This is a genomic window from Neobacillus drentensis NBRC 102427 (assembly GCF_001591445.1).
In the GTDB taxonomy this organism is placed as follows: Bacteria; Bacillota; Bacilli; order Bacillales; family Cytobacillaceae; genus Neobacillus; species Neobacillus drentensis.
This window is the reverse complement of the sequence record NZ_BCUX01000008.1, coordinates 1-15200: the sequence shown is the minus strand read 5'-3', so window position 1 is coordinate 15200 and position 15200 is coordinate 1. Positions and strand designations below refer to the sequence as shown.

General features: G+C 38.0%; 14 protein-coding genes and 1 pseudogene. 10 read left to right on the top strand and 5 right to left on the bottom strand.

Annotated features, from left to right (window positions below; all coding sequences use genetic code 11):
• Positions 1-75 precede the first annotated feature (75 nt).
• Positions 76-660, top strand: a complete 585-nt coding sequence (locus BDR01S_RS03925; RefSeq protein ID WP_066259840.1) for a DUF2087 domain-containing protein — start codon at positions 76-78, stop codon at positions 658-660.
• A gap of 54 nt (positions 661-714) precedes the next feature.
• Here the strand turns inward: BDR01S_RS03925 and BDR01S_RS03920 are convergent, their stop codons facing one another.
• Positions 715-1500 (bottom strand): carbon-nitrogen family hydrolase, encoded by a 786-nt coding sequence (locus BDR01S_RS03920; protein ID WP_066252385.1) that lies wholly within the window; start codon positions 1498-1500, stop codon positions 715-717.
• 226 nt (positions 1501-1726) lie between these two features.
• Between BDR01S_RS03920 and BDR01S_RS03915 the strand changes: the two genes are divergently transcribed.
• The gene (locus BDR01S_RS03915) at positions 1727-1969 is read left to right on the top strand and encodes an aspartyl-phosphate phosphatase Spo0E family protein (protein ID WP_066363014.1); all 243 of its coding nucleotides are present in this window, start codon (positions 1727-1729) and stop codon (positions 1967-1969) included.
• 18 nt (positions 1970-1987) lie between these two features.
• On the opposite strand, the pseudogene BDR01S_RS24730 reads toward BDR01S_RS03915, so the two are convergent.
• Positions 1988-2562 (bottom strand): annotated as a pseudogene (locus tag BDR01S_RS24730) (ZIP family metal transporter).
• A gap of 398 nt (positions 2563-2960) precedes the next feature.
• On the opposite strand from BDR01S_RS24730, the gene BDR01S_RS03910 reads away from it, so the two are divergent.
• From BDR01S_RS03910 to BDR01S_RS03895, 4 genes are read left to right on the top strand one after another with little or no spacing between them, the layout of a single operon-like run.
• On the top strand, positions 2961-3785 hold the full coding sequence (locus BDR01S_RS03910; protein ID WP_066252387.1) for an electron transfer flavoprotein subunit beta/FixA family protein: 825 nt from the start codon (positions 2961-2963) through the stop codon (positions 3783-3785).
• 35 nt (positions 3786-3820) lie between these two features.
• A complete protein-coding gene (locus BDR01S_RS03905; protein WP_066252388.1) occupies positions 3821-4852 on the top strand; it encodes an electron transfer flavoprotein subunit alpha/FixB family protein in 1032 nt (343 codons plus the stop codon).
• Positions 4845-6140 carry an FAD-dependent oxidoreductase gene (locus tag BDR01S_RS03900; RefSeq protein WP_066252390.1) on the top strand — a complete coding sequence of 432 codons (1296 nt, stop codon included), beginning with the start codon at positions 4845-4847 and terminating at the stop codon, positions 6138-6140. Before BDR01S_RS03905 ends, BDR01S_RS03900 begins: the two co-directional genes overlap by 8 nt.
• Positions 6140-6424, top strand: a complete 285-nt coding sequence (locus tag BDR01S_RS03895) for a ferredoxin family protein (RefSeq protein ID WP_066252392.1) — start codon at positions 6140-6142, stop codon at positions 6422-6424. Before BDR01S_RS03900 ends, BDR01S_RS03895 begins: the two co-directional genes overlap by 1 nt.
• Positions 6425-6712: 288 nt before the next feature.
• On the opposite strand, the gene BDR01S_RS03890 is transcribed toward BDR01S_RS03895, so the two are convergent.
• Positions 6713-7060: a hypothetical protein gene (locus BDR01S_RS03890; protein ID WP_066252393.1), complete on the bottom strand. Its 348-nt coding sequence runs from the start codon at positions 7058-7060 to the stop codon at positions 6713-6715.
• A gap of 223 nt (positions 7061-7283) precedes the next feature.
• Here BDR01S_RS03890 and BDR01S_RS03885 point away from each other — a divergent pair, with 223 nt between their 5' ends.
• The gene (locus tag BDR01S_RS03885; RefSeq protein WP_082797297.1) at positions 7284-7805 is read left to right on the top strand and encodes a hemerythrin domain-containing protein; all 522 of its coding nucleotides are present in this window, start codon (positions 7284-7286) and stop codon (positions 7803-7805) included.
• A gap of 23 nt (positions 7806-7828) precedes the next feature.
• Here the strand turns inward: BDR01S_RS03885 and BDR01S_RS03880 are convergent, their stop codons facing one another.
• Positions 7829-9070 carry an MFS transporter gene (locus BDR01S_RS03880; RefSeq protein ID WP_066252395.1) on the bottom strand — a complete coding sequence of 414 codons (1242 nt, stop codon included), beginning with the start codon at positions 9068-9070 and terminating at the stop codon, positions 7829-7831.
• 263 nt (positions 9071-9333) lie between these two features.
• Between BDR01S_RS03880 and BDR01S_RS03875 the strand changes: the two genes are divergently transcribed.
• Entirely contained in the window at positions 9334-9774 is a 441-nt protein-coding gene (locus BDR01S_RS03875) for a MarR family winged helix-turn-helix transcriptional regulator (RefSeq protein ID WP_066252397.1), read from the top strand.
• Between the two features lie 107 nt (positions 9775-9881).
• Entirely contained in the window at positions 9882-11576 is a 1695-nt protein-coding gene (locus tag BDR01S_RS03870; RefSeq protein ID WP_066252399.1) for a M3 family oligoendopeptidase, read from the top strand.
• Positions 11577-11614: 38 nt separating this feature from the next.
• Here the strand turns inward: BDR01S_RS03870 and BDR01S_RS03865 are convergent, their stop codons facing one another.
• Positions 11615-13768 (bottom strand): ATP-dependent Clp protease ATP-binding subunit, encoded by a 2154-nt coding sequence (locus tag BDR01S_RS03865; RefSeq protein ID WP_066252400.1) that lies wholly within the window; start codon positions 13766-13768, stop codon positions 11615-11617.
• A gap of 190 nt (positions 13769-13958) precedes the next feature.
• Here BDR01S_RS03865 and BDR01S_RS03860 point away from each other — a divergent pair, with 190 nt between their 5' ends.
• The gene (locus BDR01S_RS03860; protein WP_066252402.1) at positions 13959-15008 is read left to right on the top strand and encodes a YkvI family membrane protein; all 1050 of its coding nucleotides are present in this window, start codon (positions 13959-13961) and stop codon (positions 15006-15008) included.
• Positions 15009-15200: the final 192 nt, after the last annotated feature.

Sequence of the window (15200 nt, the reverse complement as noted above, 5' to 3'; positions counted from 1 at the left end):
TGACAGGGTTTATTAGATTTGATATATATCTAATTAGATGAATATAAAATCTGATGAAAAGGAGATAGAACTTTGATTCAGCTAGATCGGATTGTTGCGTTTTATAAAACAATGGGTGACCCGACACGGATTAGAATCGTAGCAATATTAGCGAAAGGGCCTCTACATGGGCAGGCGATAGCAGGAAAACTTGGCTTATCCGCTCCGACCATTACTCATCATTTAAAGAAGTTACGTGATATCCATGTCGTATATGACAGAAGAGTGAAGAATACGATTTACTTTTACTTAAATGAATCGTTGATAAACCAGCAGGCTAAGGTGTTTACAGAGCTGTTAGAAAAAAGGGGAGAGGAACTGGATGATATGGTCGAAGAAAGTATCGAGAGACAAAAAATTATCGAGAACTTTTTTACGAAGAATGGGAAACTAAAAAATATTCCTGCTCAAAGGAAGAAGAAATTAATCGTGTTTGAACACATAGTCCAAGGGTTAAAAATTGGTGAAAAATATGAAGAAAAATACCTAAACGAGTATATTAAACAATTCCATGAAGATTATGCAACGATTCGCAGAGAGTTCATCATTAATCACTACATGTTCCGTGAAAATGGAATTTATGAACTAAATCCAGAAGAAATGTGGGCAAAAATAGACTAGAAAAAGCAATCCGTTTTGGATTGCTTTTCTAAAATATTATTGTTGAAAGTTTAATTATTTATAGAATTCAGGTTTTCTATCTGCGAAGATAGGAATTTGTTTCCGGACTTCTTTGACTAAGTCCATCTCAATCTCAGCTGATAAGATTTCTTCACTTTCGCCCGCTTCTGCTATAACCTCACCCCACGGATCAATTATCAAGGAGTGCCCGGCAAATTGGTTATTAGGGTCCTGTCCGGAACGATTACAGCCGATAACATAACATTGATTCTCGATTGCTCTGGCAATCAATAGTGCCCTCCAATGCGACAGGCGCTGCGCTGGCCATTCCGCCACAACAAATAGAGCTTCTGCACCTTCAGAAGTATGAGCTCGGATCCACTCTGGAAAGCGGATATCATAACAGATTGCCCCAGCAAACTGATAATTATCAAGCTGAAAAAGCCCCTTTTCGGACCCGGCTTCTAAATAAACATGCTCATCCATGAGTTTAAATAGATGTAGTTTACTGTACTGGTGGACAAGCCGGCCATCTTTATTGATGATGAGGAGTGTATTCTTTACGCCTTTATCCACACGATTGGCAACAGAGCCGCCAATTAAATGTACCTGATATTTTTGGGCTGCATTTTGCAAGAATTCTATCGTTTGTGCTGCTTTAAGGTCCGCAATTTCATTAAGGCGTGTCAAGTCATATCCTGTCGTCCAAAGTTCAGGCAGTACAATAATATCGGGTTTTTCAGTGGAAGTTTTATCAAAAAGTCTTTCGACAGTTTGGTAGTTTTTTTGCGGGTTACCAAAAGCAATATCCAATTGTATACATGAAATTTTTAATTTCATAGTTCTTCACCTCGTTTTGGAATTTCGGAATTTATTTTGACAAGTCTTCATTTTTTGTCGGATTACTACGAAAAAGTTTAAGGATTTTGTCGAAAAACGAAAGAAATAGATTGTTTTGTCTACTTTTGCGATTGTATTTACTTTTATATAAATTCTTGTCATAATTCATCAAGTAGTCTAATTTTTTATAGTTTATAGTAATAGAGTAATAGGTAGGAGGATAATTGTGTGCGAGTATAGTATTACCCAAATGGAAATGATTGAGGAAATAAAGCTTAAAAGAGAATTAATGATAAATAGTGCCAATACACAGGGATTTACCAATGAGATGACGATACAGTACAGCCAGGAGCTGGATGAATTAATAAATAAGTATCAAAAAGTAATGGAGCATATCTCCAGGCCAAATGAAGAAATTAAATTTGCCTTTAAACAAATGATCATGATTTGGCCTAAGATTTTAGTCTAATAATTTGAAAGTACCTTGTTATGAAAAAATATCTATTATGTACACCATGACAAGCATCCCCAAGATAAATGCATAGGTGGATACCCGCTCATTCCCATCTCCGTAGCTTTCAGGAATTAATTCTTTATAAATAATAAATAACATGGCACCAGCCGCAAAAGATAGACCATAAGGGACAAGCCTCTGAACATATGTGGTTAAAAAATACCATAATAAGGAAGTAATGATTTCAATGGTTCCAGTTAAAGTTGAAATAATGAAGGCCTTCAGTTTACTAATTCGCTGATTGATTAAAAATAATGCGACAAGAAGGCCTTCCAGCGCATTTTGAAAGCCTATCGCTAAGGCGATTAGTTTCCGGTATCCCCTTGTTCAGATGCGTAGCTTACGCCAACTGACAGCCCCTCAGGAATGTTGTGAAGGGTAATTGCAGAAATAATTAATAACGCGTTCTCATCAAATTGAATTCCCTAATTCCTGCACTAAAAGCTAATAAAACATCCTTCCATCGATGTGTAATGGATTGTTAATAATTAGTGCCCAGCCCCTGTTGATAGCGCCGAAAGTACACTGCCCCAAAAAACTCCAGTCATTACACATCTCCTTTCTTATCCAATTAAAGCGAGTCAAATATCTACAAAGTTAGACATTAGCTGTGATTTTTATCATTGTTAATATCTAAATATTTCTTATAGTTATATTAGTAATCCTTTTTTAATTTACATCACGATTAACTACATATCTTACCACAATCTGTAATAACTTCAACTTTTTAAAAACTACTTCTTAGCTACTGCACAAGATGATGTGTAAGGATTGTTTAATAAACAATAGTTTTAGGTTAATTCGAGAAAGAAAAAAAAGAAAACTATCATTGTTTGGTACTATGCTTGTGTTGCGATTCATATATCGTAAATAAAAGCATTTTTAAACCATAAGGAAGCAAACGCTTTCAATAATCTTAGATCATATGGAGGAGGGAAAGTCCTACATGCATATTGTCGTATGTGTCAAACAAGTACCCGATACAAAAATTATTAAAATTAATCCAAAAACAAACACACTCGACCGTCGCAGTGCACCAGCCATCTTGAACCCTTACGATGCTCATGCCGTTCAGGAGGCCGTAAAAATCAGGGAAATAACAGGGGGAACCATTTCTGTCCTATCAATGGGACCACCGCAAGCGACTGAAATTATTAGGAAGAGTGTAGAAATAGGTGCCGATAGAGGATATTTAATTTCTGACCGTGCCTTTGCAGGTGCAGATACACTGGCAACTAGTTATGCTCTTTCAAAAGCATTAGAAAAAATTAATAATGAGCACCCAGTAGACATGATTATTTGCGGGAAGCACGCGATCGATGGTGATACTGGACAAGTTGGACCAGGTATTGCAAGAAGAATGGATATCCCGCCAATAACAAATGTAATTGAAGTGTCTGAAGTCAATCAGAAAGAAAATACGGTTCTAATTAAGCGGAAATTAACCAATGGATATGAATTGATTCAATCCAATCTTCCTTGCTTATTAACAGTTGAAAAAGAAATTAATGATATCGATTATTCGCCAATGCCAAACATGATTAAGGCGGCACGTTACGAACCCATTATTTGGGCAGTAAGTGACTTTGAAAATGTGGATCGGTCACAAATGGGACTAAAAGGTTCACCAACAATTGTTGGAAAGATGTTTACACCACCACGTCCAGAAGGTGGAAAAAGACTAGATGGTACAACTGATGAGCAGGTTAAGCAGTTGATGGAGCTGCTGATGGAGAAGAAGGACCTTTTAACAATTCAGTCAGCTAAATAATAAGGATTAATCTTTTGTCATGGGGGGGAATTTACATGAATCTAGACGATTATCGGGGAGTCTGGGTATTCATCGAACAAAACGATGGTAAAATCGAAGGCGTTTCTCTAGAGTTACTTGGTGCTGGAAGGAAGTTAGCGGATAAATTACAAGTTCCTTTAGCTGGCTTTTTACTAGGAAATGAAATCAAACCATTAGCTAACAAAATTATTTCTTATGGTGCAGATGTCGTATATATGGTCGACCATCCTGTATTAAAACATTACCGGACTGAATCCTATATGAGGGGCGTAATGTTGCTCGCTGAAAAATATAAACCTGAGATTATCCTTTACGGTGCAACACCAAACGGTAAAGATTTAGCCAGCGCCGTAGCAACGGATTTAAATACAGGTCTAACTGCAGATACTACAATGCTTGATGTGGATATTGATAACAGATTACTAGAAGCAAGCAGACCAGCTTTTGGCGGAAATATTATGGCGACAATCCTTTGTAAAAAACATCGACCGCAAATGGCTACCGTTAGGCCAAAGGTTATGAAGGCATTAGAACCTGTGTCTGGAAGAAAAGGTAAGATCATCGAAGAGAATATATCACTGCAAGAAGAAGATATGCGCACAAAAGTGCTCCAAATTGTGAATGATGTAACAAAAAAGGCTAATTTGGCCGATGCACATGTAATCGTATGTGGAGGAAAAGGGATGGGGGATTTGCAAAACTTCCAGCTTCTTTATGAATTTGCGGAAACCATCGGAGCAACGGTGGGTGGTACGCGTGACGTGGTTGAAGCAGGCTGGCTGCCACACCATCTTCAAATTGGTCAAACAGGTGAAACAGTTACACCCAAAATTTACTTTGCAGTTGCCCTATCTGGAGCTATTCAACACGTTGTCGGCATGAAAAATTCGGATTTTATTATTGCAATTAATAAAGATCCAAATGCACCAATTTTTGATGTTGCTACTTATGGAATTGTTGGAGATGCAATGGAAATCTTACCAAAATTAATCGAACAATTTAAGCAGCTTAGAACAGAAAAAGGCGGTGAAATAAGTTATGTCTGAAAAATTTGATGTGATTGTTGTGGGGGCAGGTCCAGCCGGAAGCGCATGTGCTCTTACTTGTGCAAAAAATGGACTAAACGTCTTGCTAATTGAACGAGGAGAATACCCGGGAGCGAAAAACGTAATGGGCGGGGTATTGTACCGCAAGCAAATGGAAGAATTAGTTCCTGAGTTTTGGAAGGAAGCTCCACTTGAAAGACCTGTCATTGAACAGCGTTTTTGGATGATGGATAAAGAATCTGTCGTTCAATTCGGATATAAAGGTCTTGAATGGGGAATGGAACCATATAATAACTTTACAGTCCTTCGGGCTCAGTTTGACCAATGGTTTGCTAAAAAAGCAGTTGAAGCTGGGGCACTTCTTATCAATGAAACGGTAGTAACGGAATGTATCGTTGAAAATGGCAAGGTTGTCGGGATACGTACTGACCGTCCAAATGGAGAGGTATATGCTGATGTTGTGGTACTTGCTGACGGTGTTAATTCACTCCTTTCTAAGCAGTTAGGCTTCCATAAAGAATTTCGGCCAGATGAAGTAGCCTTGACAGTAATGGAAGTTATTAATTTGCCAAAAGAAAAAATAAATGACCGTTTTAATTTGGAAGATAACCAGGGTTGTACAATTGAAATCTTTGGTGATTCTACAAAAGGTAATCTTGGAACTGCTTTTGTTTACACGAATAAAGAAAGCTTGAATATCGGAGTTGGTACAACGCTATCAAGTATGATCAAAGCAAAAATAAAGCCATATGAGCTGTTAGACTACTTGAAAACTCACCCAATGGTCAAGCCAATGCTAGCTGGTGGGGAATCTGCGGAGTATCTTGCCCATCTTATTCCTGAAGGCGGCTACCGTTCAGTACCTAAAGTAGCTGGCAATGGAGTGATTGTCGTCGGTGATGCTGCCCAGCTAGTTAATGCCATCCATCGTGAAGGTTCGAACATGGCGATGTCGTCTGGTAAGATGGCTGCTGAAGCTGTAGTCAAGGCGCATAAAAGTGGGGACTTTAGTGAATCAAGCTTAAATAGCTACCGTGAAGCGCTTAATAGTAGTTTCATAATGAAGGATCTAGAGAAATATAAAGATGCTGCCCACACGTTTGAGAAATATCCACAATACTTTAATGAATATGTTCCAATGATGAATAAAGCGATGAGCAAATTCTTTACTGTTGATGGAACACCAAAACGTGAAAAACAAAAACAAATCATGAAAAGTGTGACTTCTGAACGAGGAACCATTCGAGTGCTGCAAGATATCTATCGAGCTTGGAAGGCGGTGAAATAATGTCAACGAAAAATATCGAGGAAAAACAGTATCTTCTTCGTTTTAAGTGTGATACAAAATCTCATTTGACCGTACTGGATCATGATGTTTGCATGACAAAATGTCCCGATAAAATTTGTACAGTATTTTGCCCTGCAGAGGTTTATAAGTGGGAAGGAACTCGGATGCAGGTAGGCTACGAAGGCTGCCATGAATGCGGAAGCTGCCGGATTGGCTGCCCATACCAGAATATTAAATGGGAATATCCAAAAGGCGGACACGGAATTGTTTTCCGTTTAGCATAAGAAAAGCGAAGGCGCCTTGCTCAGGGGCGACAGGCATAAGTCGAGCCGGCGTGAAGGCTGTTTTTTAACCTTCAGGACGGATTGGCTTATGACCCCGAGCCCCTAGGCGCTGTAGCTAGACAGTTATCTAAGTTCAAAACTTATACTTATCTAGAAGAAAAGGAGCTGTTTGCGATTTGTGCAAACAGCTCCTTTAATTTATGTAGTTTTCTTAATTAATACTATATGTAGGTTATTTCACAAGTGAGGGTAAAAAGAAGGTGAAGCAGAAGGTGTATTTTTAAGGGGTTAGCTTATTTTCTCTATTAGGGCAACAGAAGCTAGATTATCGTTTTTACTGGCGTTAACTAGTAAAGCTGCAAATGAGTTTGCCTGATCGATTAACTCCATTTTTGGTGAACAATAATATGGTTTTTTCCAATTGAAATCTCCTTCAGAATCAGCAGCATAGATACTTACTTTCCAATGATAATATATTTTTTGCTGTGGGAGTTGAACCCCTTCTACGGCAATAAGCCAATGTGTCGAAGGAGAATTTGGGTAGAATGCTTCGGATTCCTGTAAGGAAACAAGGTCATTTACACCAATCGGTATTAATGCCTTTTGATAAAAGTCGTGATAATTTGGGGTTTTCATATTTTTTCCCTCCCTAATATGTTCTATCTCTATTATATGAAACATTTAAACTTTTTTTGTGTGATAAATGTTAAAATTTTAAAAATAATTATAGCGTTTTCATGAAACTGACAAAAATTCTTCATCTGTTTAATAATTTTAAATAATTGTGACCTAAGTCACTACATTAACTAATGGGTGATTTTATACTTGAAGCAATAGAATGAGATTGAGGTGATTGTTGATGAGTGGCTGTATGAGTTCTCTTGGTGGTATGCCCCAAGCTGAATTAAGTAAGGGACTTAAGCAATTAAAAAGTGAACATCCTCCGTTATTAGAACAATTAGAGGGATTGTATGACATAACACAAAAAATTGATCAAGAAATAGATGTAGAAACAAACCTTGATGCATTAATAATAAAAGTAAAAGAATTTAAGGCTGCCTTAGATCCACATTCTGAAAGAGAAGAAGGCGTTCTTTTTCCAATGATGGGTGTATATATCGGGACTACTTCCGGGCCTATCGCTGTTATGGAATATGAACATGATCAGGCAAAAGCCAATATTGGAGCATTTCTTGCCAAGGCAGAGGGTGGTCTTGCGTCCACAGAAGAAAAGAAAAAAACGGCAGAACTCATTCAAAATGCTTACTTTATCTTAACTGAGCATTTTTCTAAAGAGGAAAACGTCTTGTTCCCAATGGCAGAAAGAATGCTTACAGATGAGGAAAAAGAGGAGTTATATCAAAAAATACAATCAAAATAAAGGATGGGCATCGTGCCCATCCTTTATTTTGATTGTTGATTCCACTCTCTGACCTTTTGGTCTGTTGGAAGAAGAAATGCGATTAGACCTAACAAAGGAAGAACTCCAAGCCATCTAATCATCGAAGGTAATCCAATCCAGTCTGCAATATATCCAAGTCCTACAGAACCAATGGCCCCCATTCCAAACGCTAATCCTACAGTTAAACCAGACATCGTTCCAATCTTCCCTGGGACTAATTCTTGTGCATATACTACCGTTACAGAAAAACTAGTCATTAAAATAAACCCAGCCAAGATAAGGAAAATAAACGCCAGCGTTGGTGGCACATGTGGAATAAAAATTGAGAATGGAATGGTTGCTAACATCGAAAAGGAAATGATTGTTTTCTTTCCAAAGCGATCTGAAAGTGGACCTCCAAAAAATGTACCGACAGCCCCGGAAACTAAAAAAGCGAACAGGAATAATTGTGACTGCTTAATCGTAAGGGCATATTCCTTTATCGCATAAAAGGTATAAAAATTGGTAATCCCAGATGAATACCATGTCCTTGCAAAAATTAATAATAATATTAACCCCAAGGTATTTTTTACTTCTTTAGATATCGGTACTTTAGTAGCTAAGCTGACACTCTTTTTCTTGGGTGTTTTTGGAGAAGCTATCAACCTATGATTATACCAATTTGCAATATAAATAAGTAAAATGACTGCCAGTGCTGCAACAATGGTGAACCAGGATGCACCAATCTGCCCCAATGGAACCAATATTAAGGCGGTAATCACTGGAGCCAATGCTTGACCGGTGTTACCACCTACTTGATAGATCGACTGTGCAAGTCCCCTCCGGTTGCCTGCAGCCATATAGGCAACCCGCGAACCTTCAGGATGAAATATTGCTGAACCAAGACCGATGAAAAGGACTGATAAGACAATTAAGCCATAGCTTGAGGCAAACCCTAATCCAAGAATACCGATTAACGTGAAGGTCAGTCCTATCGGCAGGGCATAGGGCATTGGTTTTTTATCAGTTATATAGCCGACTACGGGCTGCATGACTGATGAGACCATATTTAATGAGAAAGCAATAATTCCAAGTTGTGTGAAACTTAAGCCCATTGAAGATTCTAAAATAGGGAACATAGCTGGAACTACAGCTTGAATTGCATCATTCAATAAATGGCACAATCCGATAATAAAAAGAATTTTAAACATGGTTGCTTCAGAAGTTTTTGGTGCTTTAGCAGGTAAAACAGCTTGTGAACTCATAATTATCCCTTCTTTTTCGTATGACTAAATTATTTTCTATCCATATCTTACTACCGAACGATAAAAATAAGAAAGATTTATTATTTATTTTCTGAAAATTTCTAGTATGCTTTGATTCCTATGTTTATGAAATATTGATGATTTTTCAGGTGGATTTGACAAATCATCAATTATTTTTTATAATAATCTTGAAATCAAGATATTTTTTTATTATAGCAATCTTAGTAAATAATATTAATTAAACCTAAAAGGATGAGTTTTTTATGGAAAATAATTCAACTGCTAATTCATTAAAGCTTTTTATTGTCCTTTCAAGAGCGTATAAAGCAATTAACGAACATGTAAATAAAGTAATCCAGTCAAGTGGTTTAAATCCAACTGAATTTGCAGTTCTGGAGCTCCTCTATCATAAAGGTGATCAGCCAATGCAGCAAATTGGCGGGAAAATTTTACTTGCAAGTGGCAGTATAACTTACGTGGTTGACAAGCTTGAACAAAAAGGGATGTTAAAAAGGATAGCTTGTCCGAAAGACCGCAGGGTTACGTTTGCACAAATAACGGAGGACGGGAAAAAGTTTATTCAGAATATTTTTCCTGAACATGCCGAGCAAATTGATAAACTCATGTCAACACTGACTGAAACTGAAAAACTGGAAGCAATAGACTTGTTGAAAAAATTAGGTTTGCCTGCAGGTAAGTTCTAATACGGCCATTAGGTCGTATTTTTTTTATTGTTAGGTAGGTATGTTAGGGGATAGTATATAATAGAATAGATTGGAAAATTAGAAAAATTAAAAAGGGGGACGTCTCAATGGGATTTGAGAACTATACATACATACGACCAAATCTAGAAGAAGTAACAGAAAAATTTTATTTTTCACTTGAAAGCCTAAAAACTGCTAATTCAGTAGAAGAGCAAAGCAACGTAATGAATGAGATTAATAAGCTAAGAAATGACTTAGGTACGATGTTCAATCTTGTGTATATTCGTCATTCTATTGACACGAATGATGATTTTTATAAAGATGAACAAGATTTTATCGATGAAATCCAGCCTGAAGTGGAAGGGTTAGTGACAAAGTACTATCAAGTCCTAGTAAATTCAAAGTTCAGACCCGAATTAGAAGAAAAATGGGGAAAGCAGCTCTTTGCCCTTGCTGAAGGACAACTTAAAACCTTTAAACCTGAAATTGTGCCCTTACTTCAAAAGGAAAATCGTCTATCAACGGAATATACCAAGTTAATGGCTTCAGCGAAGATAGAATTTGAAGGTGAAGAGAGAACATTAGCACAGTTAGAACCATTCGCCCAATCGACTGACAGAGAAATAAGAAAGCGGGCCAATGAAGCGAAATTTGGTTTTATGGTTGAACATGAAGCAGAGTTTGATCGGATTTATGATGACTTGGTGAAAGTAAGGACAGAAATTGCCAAATCACTTGGGTTTAAAAACTTTGTTGAACTTGGTTATTACCGGATGATGAGAACAGATTATAATGCAGAAATGGTCGCTAATTTCCGAAATCAGGTGAAGGAATTTATTGTTCCGCTCGCAACAAAATTAAAAGGTCGTCAACAAGAAAGAATCGGATTGGATAAATTAAAGTATTATGACGAAAGCTTTAATTTCCAAACAGGAAATGCCACACCAAAGGGTAATCCGGAATGGATTATTGAAAATGGACAAAAAATGTATGAAGATCTTTCAGAAGAAACTGGGGCATTTTTTCGATATATGCAAGAAAATCATTTGATGGATCTTGTTGCCAAGAAGGGGAAGGCTGGTGGAGGCTACTGTACTTTTATAGAGAATTACAAAGCTCCTTTCATTTTTTCTAATTTCAACGGAACATCCGGAGATATTGATGTCCTTACACATGAGGCAGGTCATGCCTTCCAAGTGTATTCAAGCCGTCATTTTGAGATTCCTGAATATGCGTGGCCCACTTATGAAGCATGTGAAATACATTCGATGAGTATGGAGTTTTTTACTTGGCCATGGATGGACCTGTTCTTTAAGGAAGACACTGATAAATATAAGTTCTCTCATTTGAGTGATGCGTTATTATTTTTGCCCTATGGGGTTTCAGTTGATGAATTCCAGCATTGGGTCTATGAAAATCCGGAAGCTACCCCGAAAGAGAGAAAGCTTCAATGGCGTGAGATTGAGAAAAAATATTTGCCGCATAAAGATTACGATGGTAATGAATATTTAGAGAATGGCGGCTTCTGGCAGCGCCAAGGTCATATCTATAATTCACCATTTTACTATATTGATTATACGCTGGCCCAAATTTGTGCTTTCCAATTCTGGAAGCGCTCAAGAGAGAATCAAGAAGAAGCTTGGGAAGATTATGTGAAGCTTTGTAAGCTGGGTGGCAGCATGTCATTCACAAAGCTTGTTGAGGAAGCCAATTTAATCTCCCCTTTTGATGTGGGGTGTGTAGAGTCAGTTGTGGGTGTTATTGATGGTTGGTTAAACTCAGTCGATGATAAAAATCTATAAAATTAAAAAAAGCGAAGCCATGTGGCTTCGCTTTTAAGTTAATTAACAGTTATTGGATTCGAGATAACTGTTAGTTGATTGTCTTCAACTACGACGTTTAGATTTTTCACAGCAGGCTCTTCTAAAATAATATCAGCAATCTGATCTTCAAGTTGTTCTTGGATGACACGGCGTAGTGGCCGTGCACCGAATGCAGGATGGTATCCAAGCTCTGCAAGTTTTTCTTTGGCCTCATTGCTAACCGTTAATTCAATATTTTGCTCAGTTAATGACTCTTGTAACTCGTTAATCATAAGGTCAACAATAGAGAGAATATGTTCTTTGCCGAGAGAATTAAATTCAATAATATTATCGAATCGATTCAAGAATTCCGGCTTAAAGAAGCTGCCGAGAGAATCAAGGATACTAGCCTCTTCGAGGGCATTATTGGTACCAAAGCCGACATGTGCTGTTTTGTGACCTACACCCGCATTGGATGTCATGATGATAACGGTGTCCTTAAAGCTGACAATCCTGCCTTGGCTGTCTGTGAGGCGGCCGTCTTCAAGAATTTGTAGGAACAGATGCTGTACATCTGGATGTGCCTTTTCGATTTCATCTAATAAAATGATACTGTATGGATTTCTCCGCACTTTTTCGGTCAACTGGCCAGCTTCTTCATGCCCAACGTAGCCGGGAGGCGAGCCAATTAATTTGGAAACACTATGCTTTTCCATATACTCACTCATATCAAGGCGGATCATCGAATCCTTAGAACCAAATAATTCTTCAGCAAGTGTTTTAGTTAACTCTGTTTTCCCAACGCCGGTTGGTCCGACAAATAGGAAGGTACCGATTGGCCGGTGTTTTGATTTTAGGCCGGCACGACTGCGTCTAATCGCTTTTGCTATCTTTTTTACAGCCTTTTTCTGGCCGATGACCTTTTGGCTAAGATCCTCTTCTAATGTCTGCATTTTTTGCTGTTCATCTTGTTGCAGTTTTCCAACGGGAATCCCTGTTTTTTGTTCGATGATTTCTTGGATAAGTGCTACATCGACAATGGGTCTTTCGGTTCCTGAAATTAAATTTAAAGACTTCTCAAGGTTTATTTCTTCATCGCGAAGGGATGCTGCCTTTTCATACTGTTCATTTTTAAGGGCTTCTTCCTTCTCCGCAGCAATTTCTTTCAGGCGTACTTCAATCTGTTCATTGCTCCTATAATCCGAGATCAGGTTTAATTTCGAACCTGCTTCATCTAATAAGTCGATTGCTTTATCAGGTAAAAAGCGGTCTTGAATATAACGCTGAGATAATTGAACACAAGCAATGATTGCTTCATCGGAATAGACGACTTCATGGTAATCTTCGTACTTTTTTTGTATCCCTTTTAAGATATCAATCGCAGCTTCAGTAGTAGGTTCCAATACAAGGACGGGTTGGAAGCGCCGTTCTAGTGCAGAATCTTTTTCAATTTGGCGATATTCTTTTAATGTAGTTGCACCAACCAACTGTAGTTCTCCTCGGGCTAGGGCAGGTTTTAAGATGTTTCCTGCATCCATAGATCCTTCAGCAGAGCCGGCACCTACAAGCAAGTGAATTTCATCAATAAAAAGGATAATATTTTTTCGCTTCTGCAATTCGGAAATGACTTGCTTCATTCTTTCTTCGAATTGGCCGCGGATCCCTGTGTTGGCCACAAGAGAAGCGACGTCTAGCAAATAGACTTCTTTACCCCGTAGTTTACCTGGAACCTCCCCTTCAGCAATTTTTTGTGCCAGTCCTTCAGCAATGGCCGTCTTCCCGACCCCTGGTTCACCAATTAACACGGGATTATTCTTATTTCGTCGGTTTAATATTTCAATGACACGTTTAACTTCTCCATCGCGGCCAATGACAGGATCGATCAACCCAGCCTTCGCCAATTGAGTTAAATTTCGACCGAATTGGTCAATAAAGCCGCCTTTTTCGGTTTTTCTATGAGTTTGTTGTGCAGGCTGACTGCTAAAATCATTATCAATATATTGGTTATTCATAAATAGGTTTTCTAATGGAAGGCTTGGAAAGGAATTCATATTTGGACCCAAGCCTGCACCTAGAGCTTGCTTTTCTTTAGTAAAGCATTCATGACAGAACTTGATTTCCTTACGCTGTCCGTTAATAATCATGGTAAATTGGATGTTTGCATGGTTTTCATTACATTGTTGACAAAGCATAAGAGAATAACCCCCTTAAAAAGTAATAATTAAGTTTGACTTTGACTATATTTGACCTTATGACGCTAGTATACTCTGACCTTTTTTGACTTTCAAGTGGTTTGTTTATGGTAATGCTTTCTATTTAAGGAAAAAAGCTCGTCTTTGTTTGTCCATAACATCATATAGTGATGATAAGGAGGAGATAAGCGTGAAGAGGGATTGGACTCAAGCATTTCAGATTGCGGCGGTCTATGTAGGAACAGTAGTAGGCGCCGGATTCGCCACGGGAAAAGAAATCGTTGAATTTTTTTCGCGGTTTGGTTTCTTTGGTTTAATTAGTATATTAATGAGCGGTTATCTCTTTATTGCATTGGGCTCAAAATTAATGAGAATGGCTGCATTTATAGAGGCAAAATCTTATCAAGAGTTTAATGAGTACTTATTCGGTAAGTGGCCAAGTCGTGTCATTAATGTCTTTATGATTTTTATGCTTTTGGGTGTCAGTGCAGTGATGCTTTCAGGAGCGGGGGCAGTTTTTGAGGAACAGTTAAATCTGCCAAAAGCAGTCGGTGTTTTCCTGACTATTTTTTTATCCTATTTAGTCATGCTTGTAGGTACAAAAGGTCTATTTGCTGTTAATACGTTTGTTGTTCCGTTAATGATTACTTTTAGCATAATCTTAATGTTCTTTTCTGTACAAATGCCTAACTTCCTAAATCAAGTATTATTTATTCCACCTGCCGATGATGGCTGGAAAAGTGTCGTTGCCCCATTTTCCTATGTGGCATTGAATCTGGGCCTGGCCCAAGCTGTTTTAGTACCGATCGCAACAGAGGTTAAGGATGATTGGACGATTAAATGGGGAGGGTTTCTTGGAGGGGCGGCTTTAACTGTAATATTAATTGCCGGTCATTTTACGTTAATCATGCTCCCAAATTTAGAACTATATAATATTCCGATGGCGATTGTCATGAAAAATTTAGCACCTTTTCTTTATTGGATCTTTGTTCTCGTAATATATGGAGAGATTTTCACCTCTGTGATTGGAAATGTCTTTGGGCTGGACCGTCAGTTAAAGCAATATTTGTCCATACCGACAATGCTATCGGTGACCCTGATTTTTGCCGTTTCTTATCTGATTAGTCTAGTGAATTACGGTACGCTTCTATCTTATTTATATCCATTGTTTGGGTACATCTGCATGATTTTTTTTATTTTACTCTGGATGAAACCATTTACACCAAGAGTAAGAAAATAGAAGAGCAGTGGTCTAAAAAGGACAAAGGGATCTGGTCTGCACTTATCGGTTGGGGGGTCAGGTTAAGCACCGGAGCTGATAAATAGGCGGAAAAATTCCGCTTAATTAGTGATTTGTATTAAAAAAAGCTTAAATAGCCGGAGAGATTCCGCCTATTGATTCGAAAAATTCAAAAATGGGGGATTTTTCTTT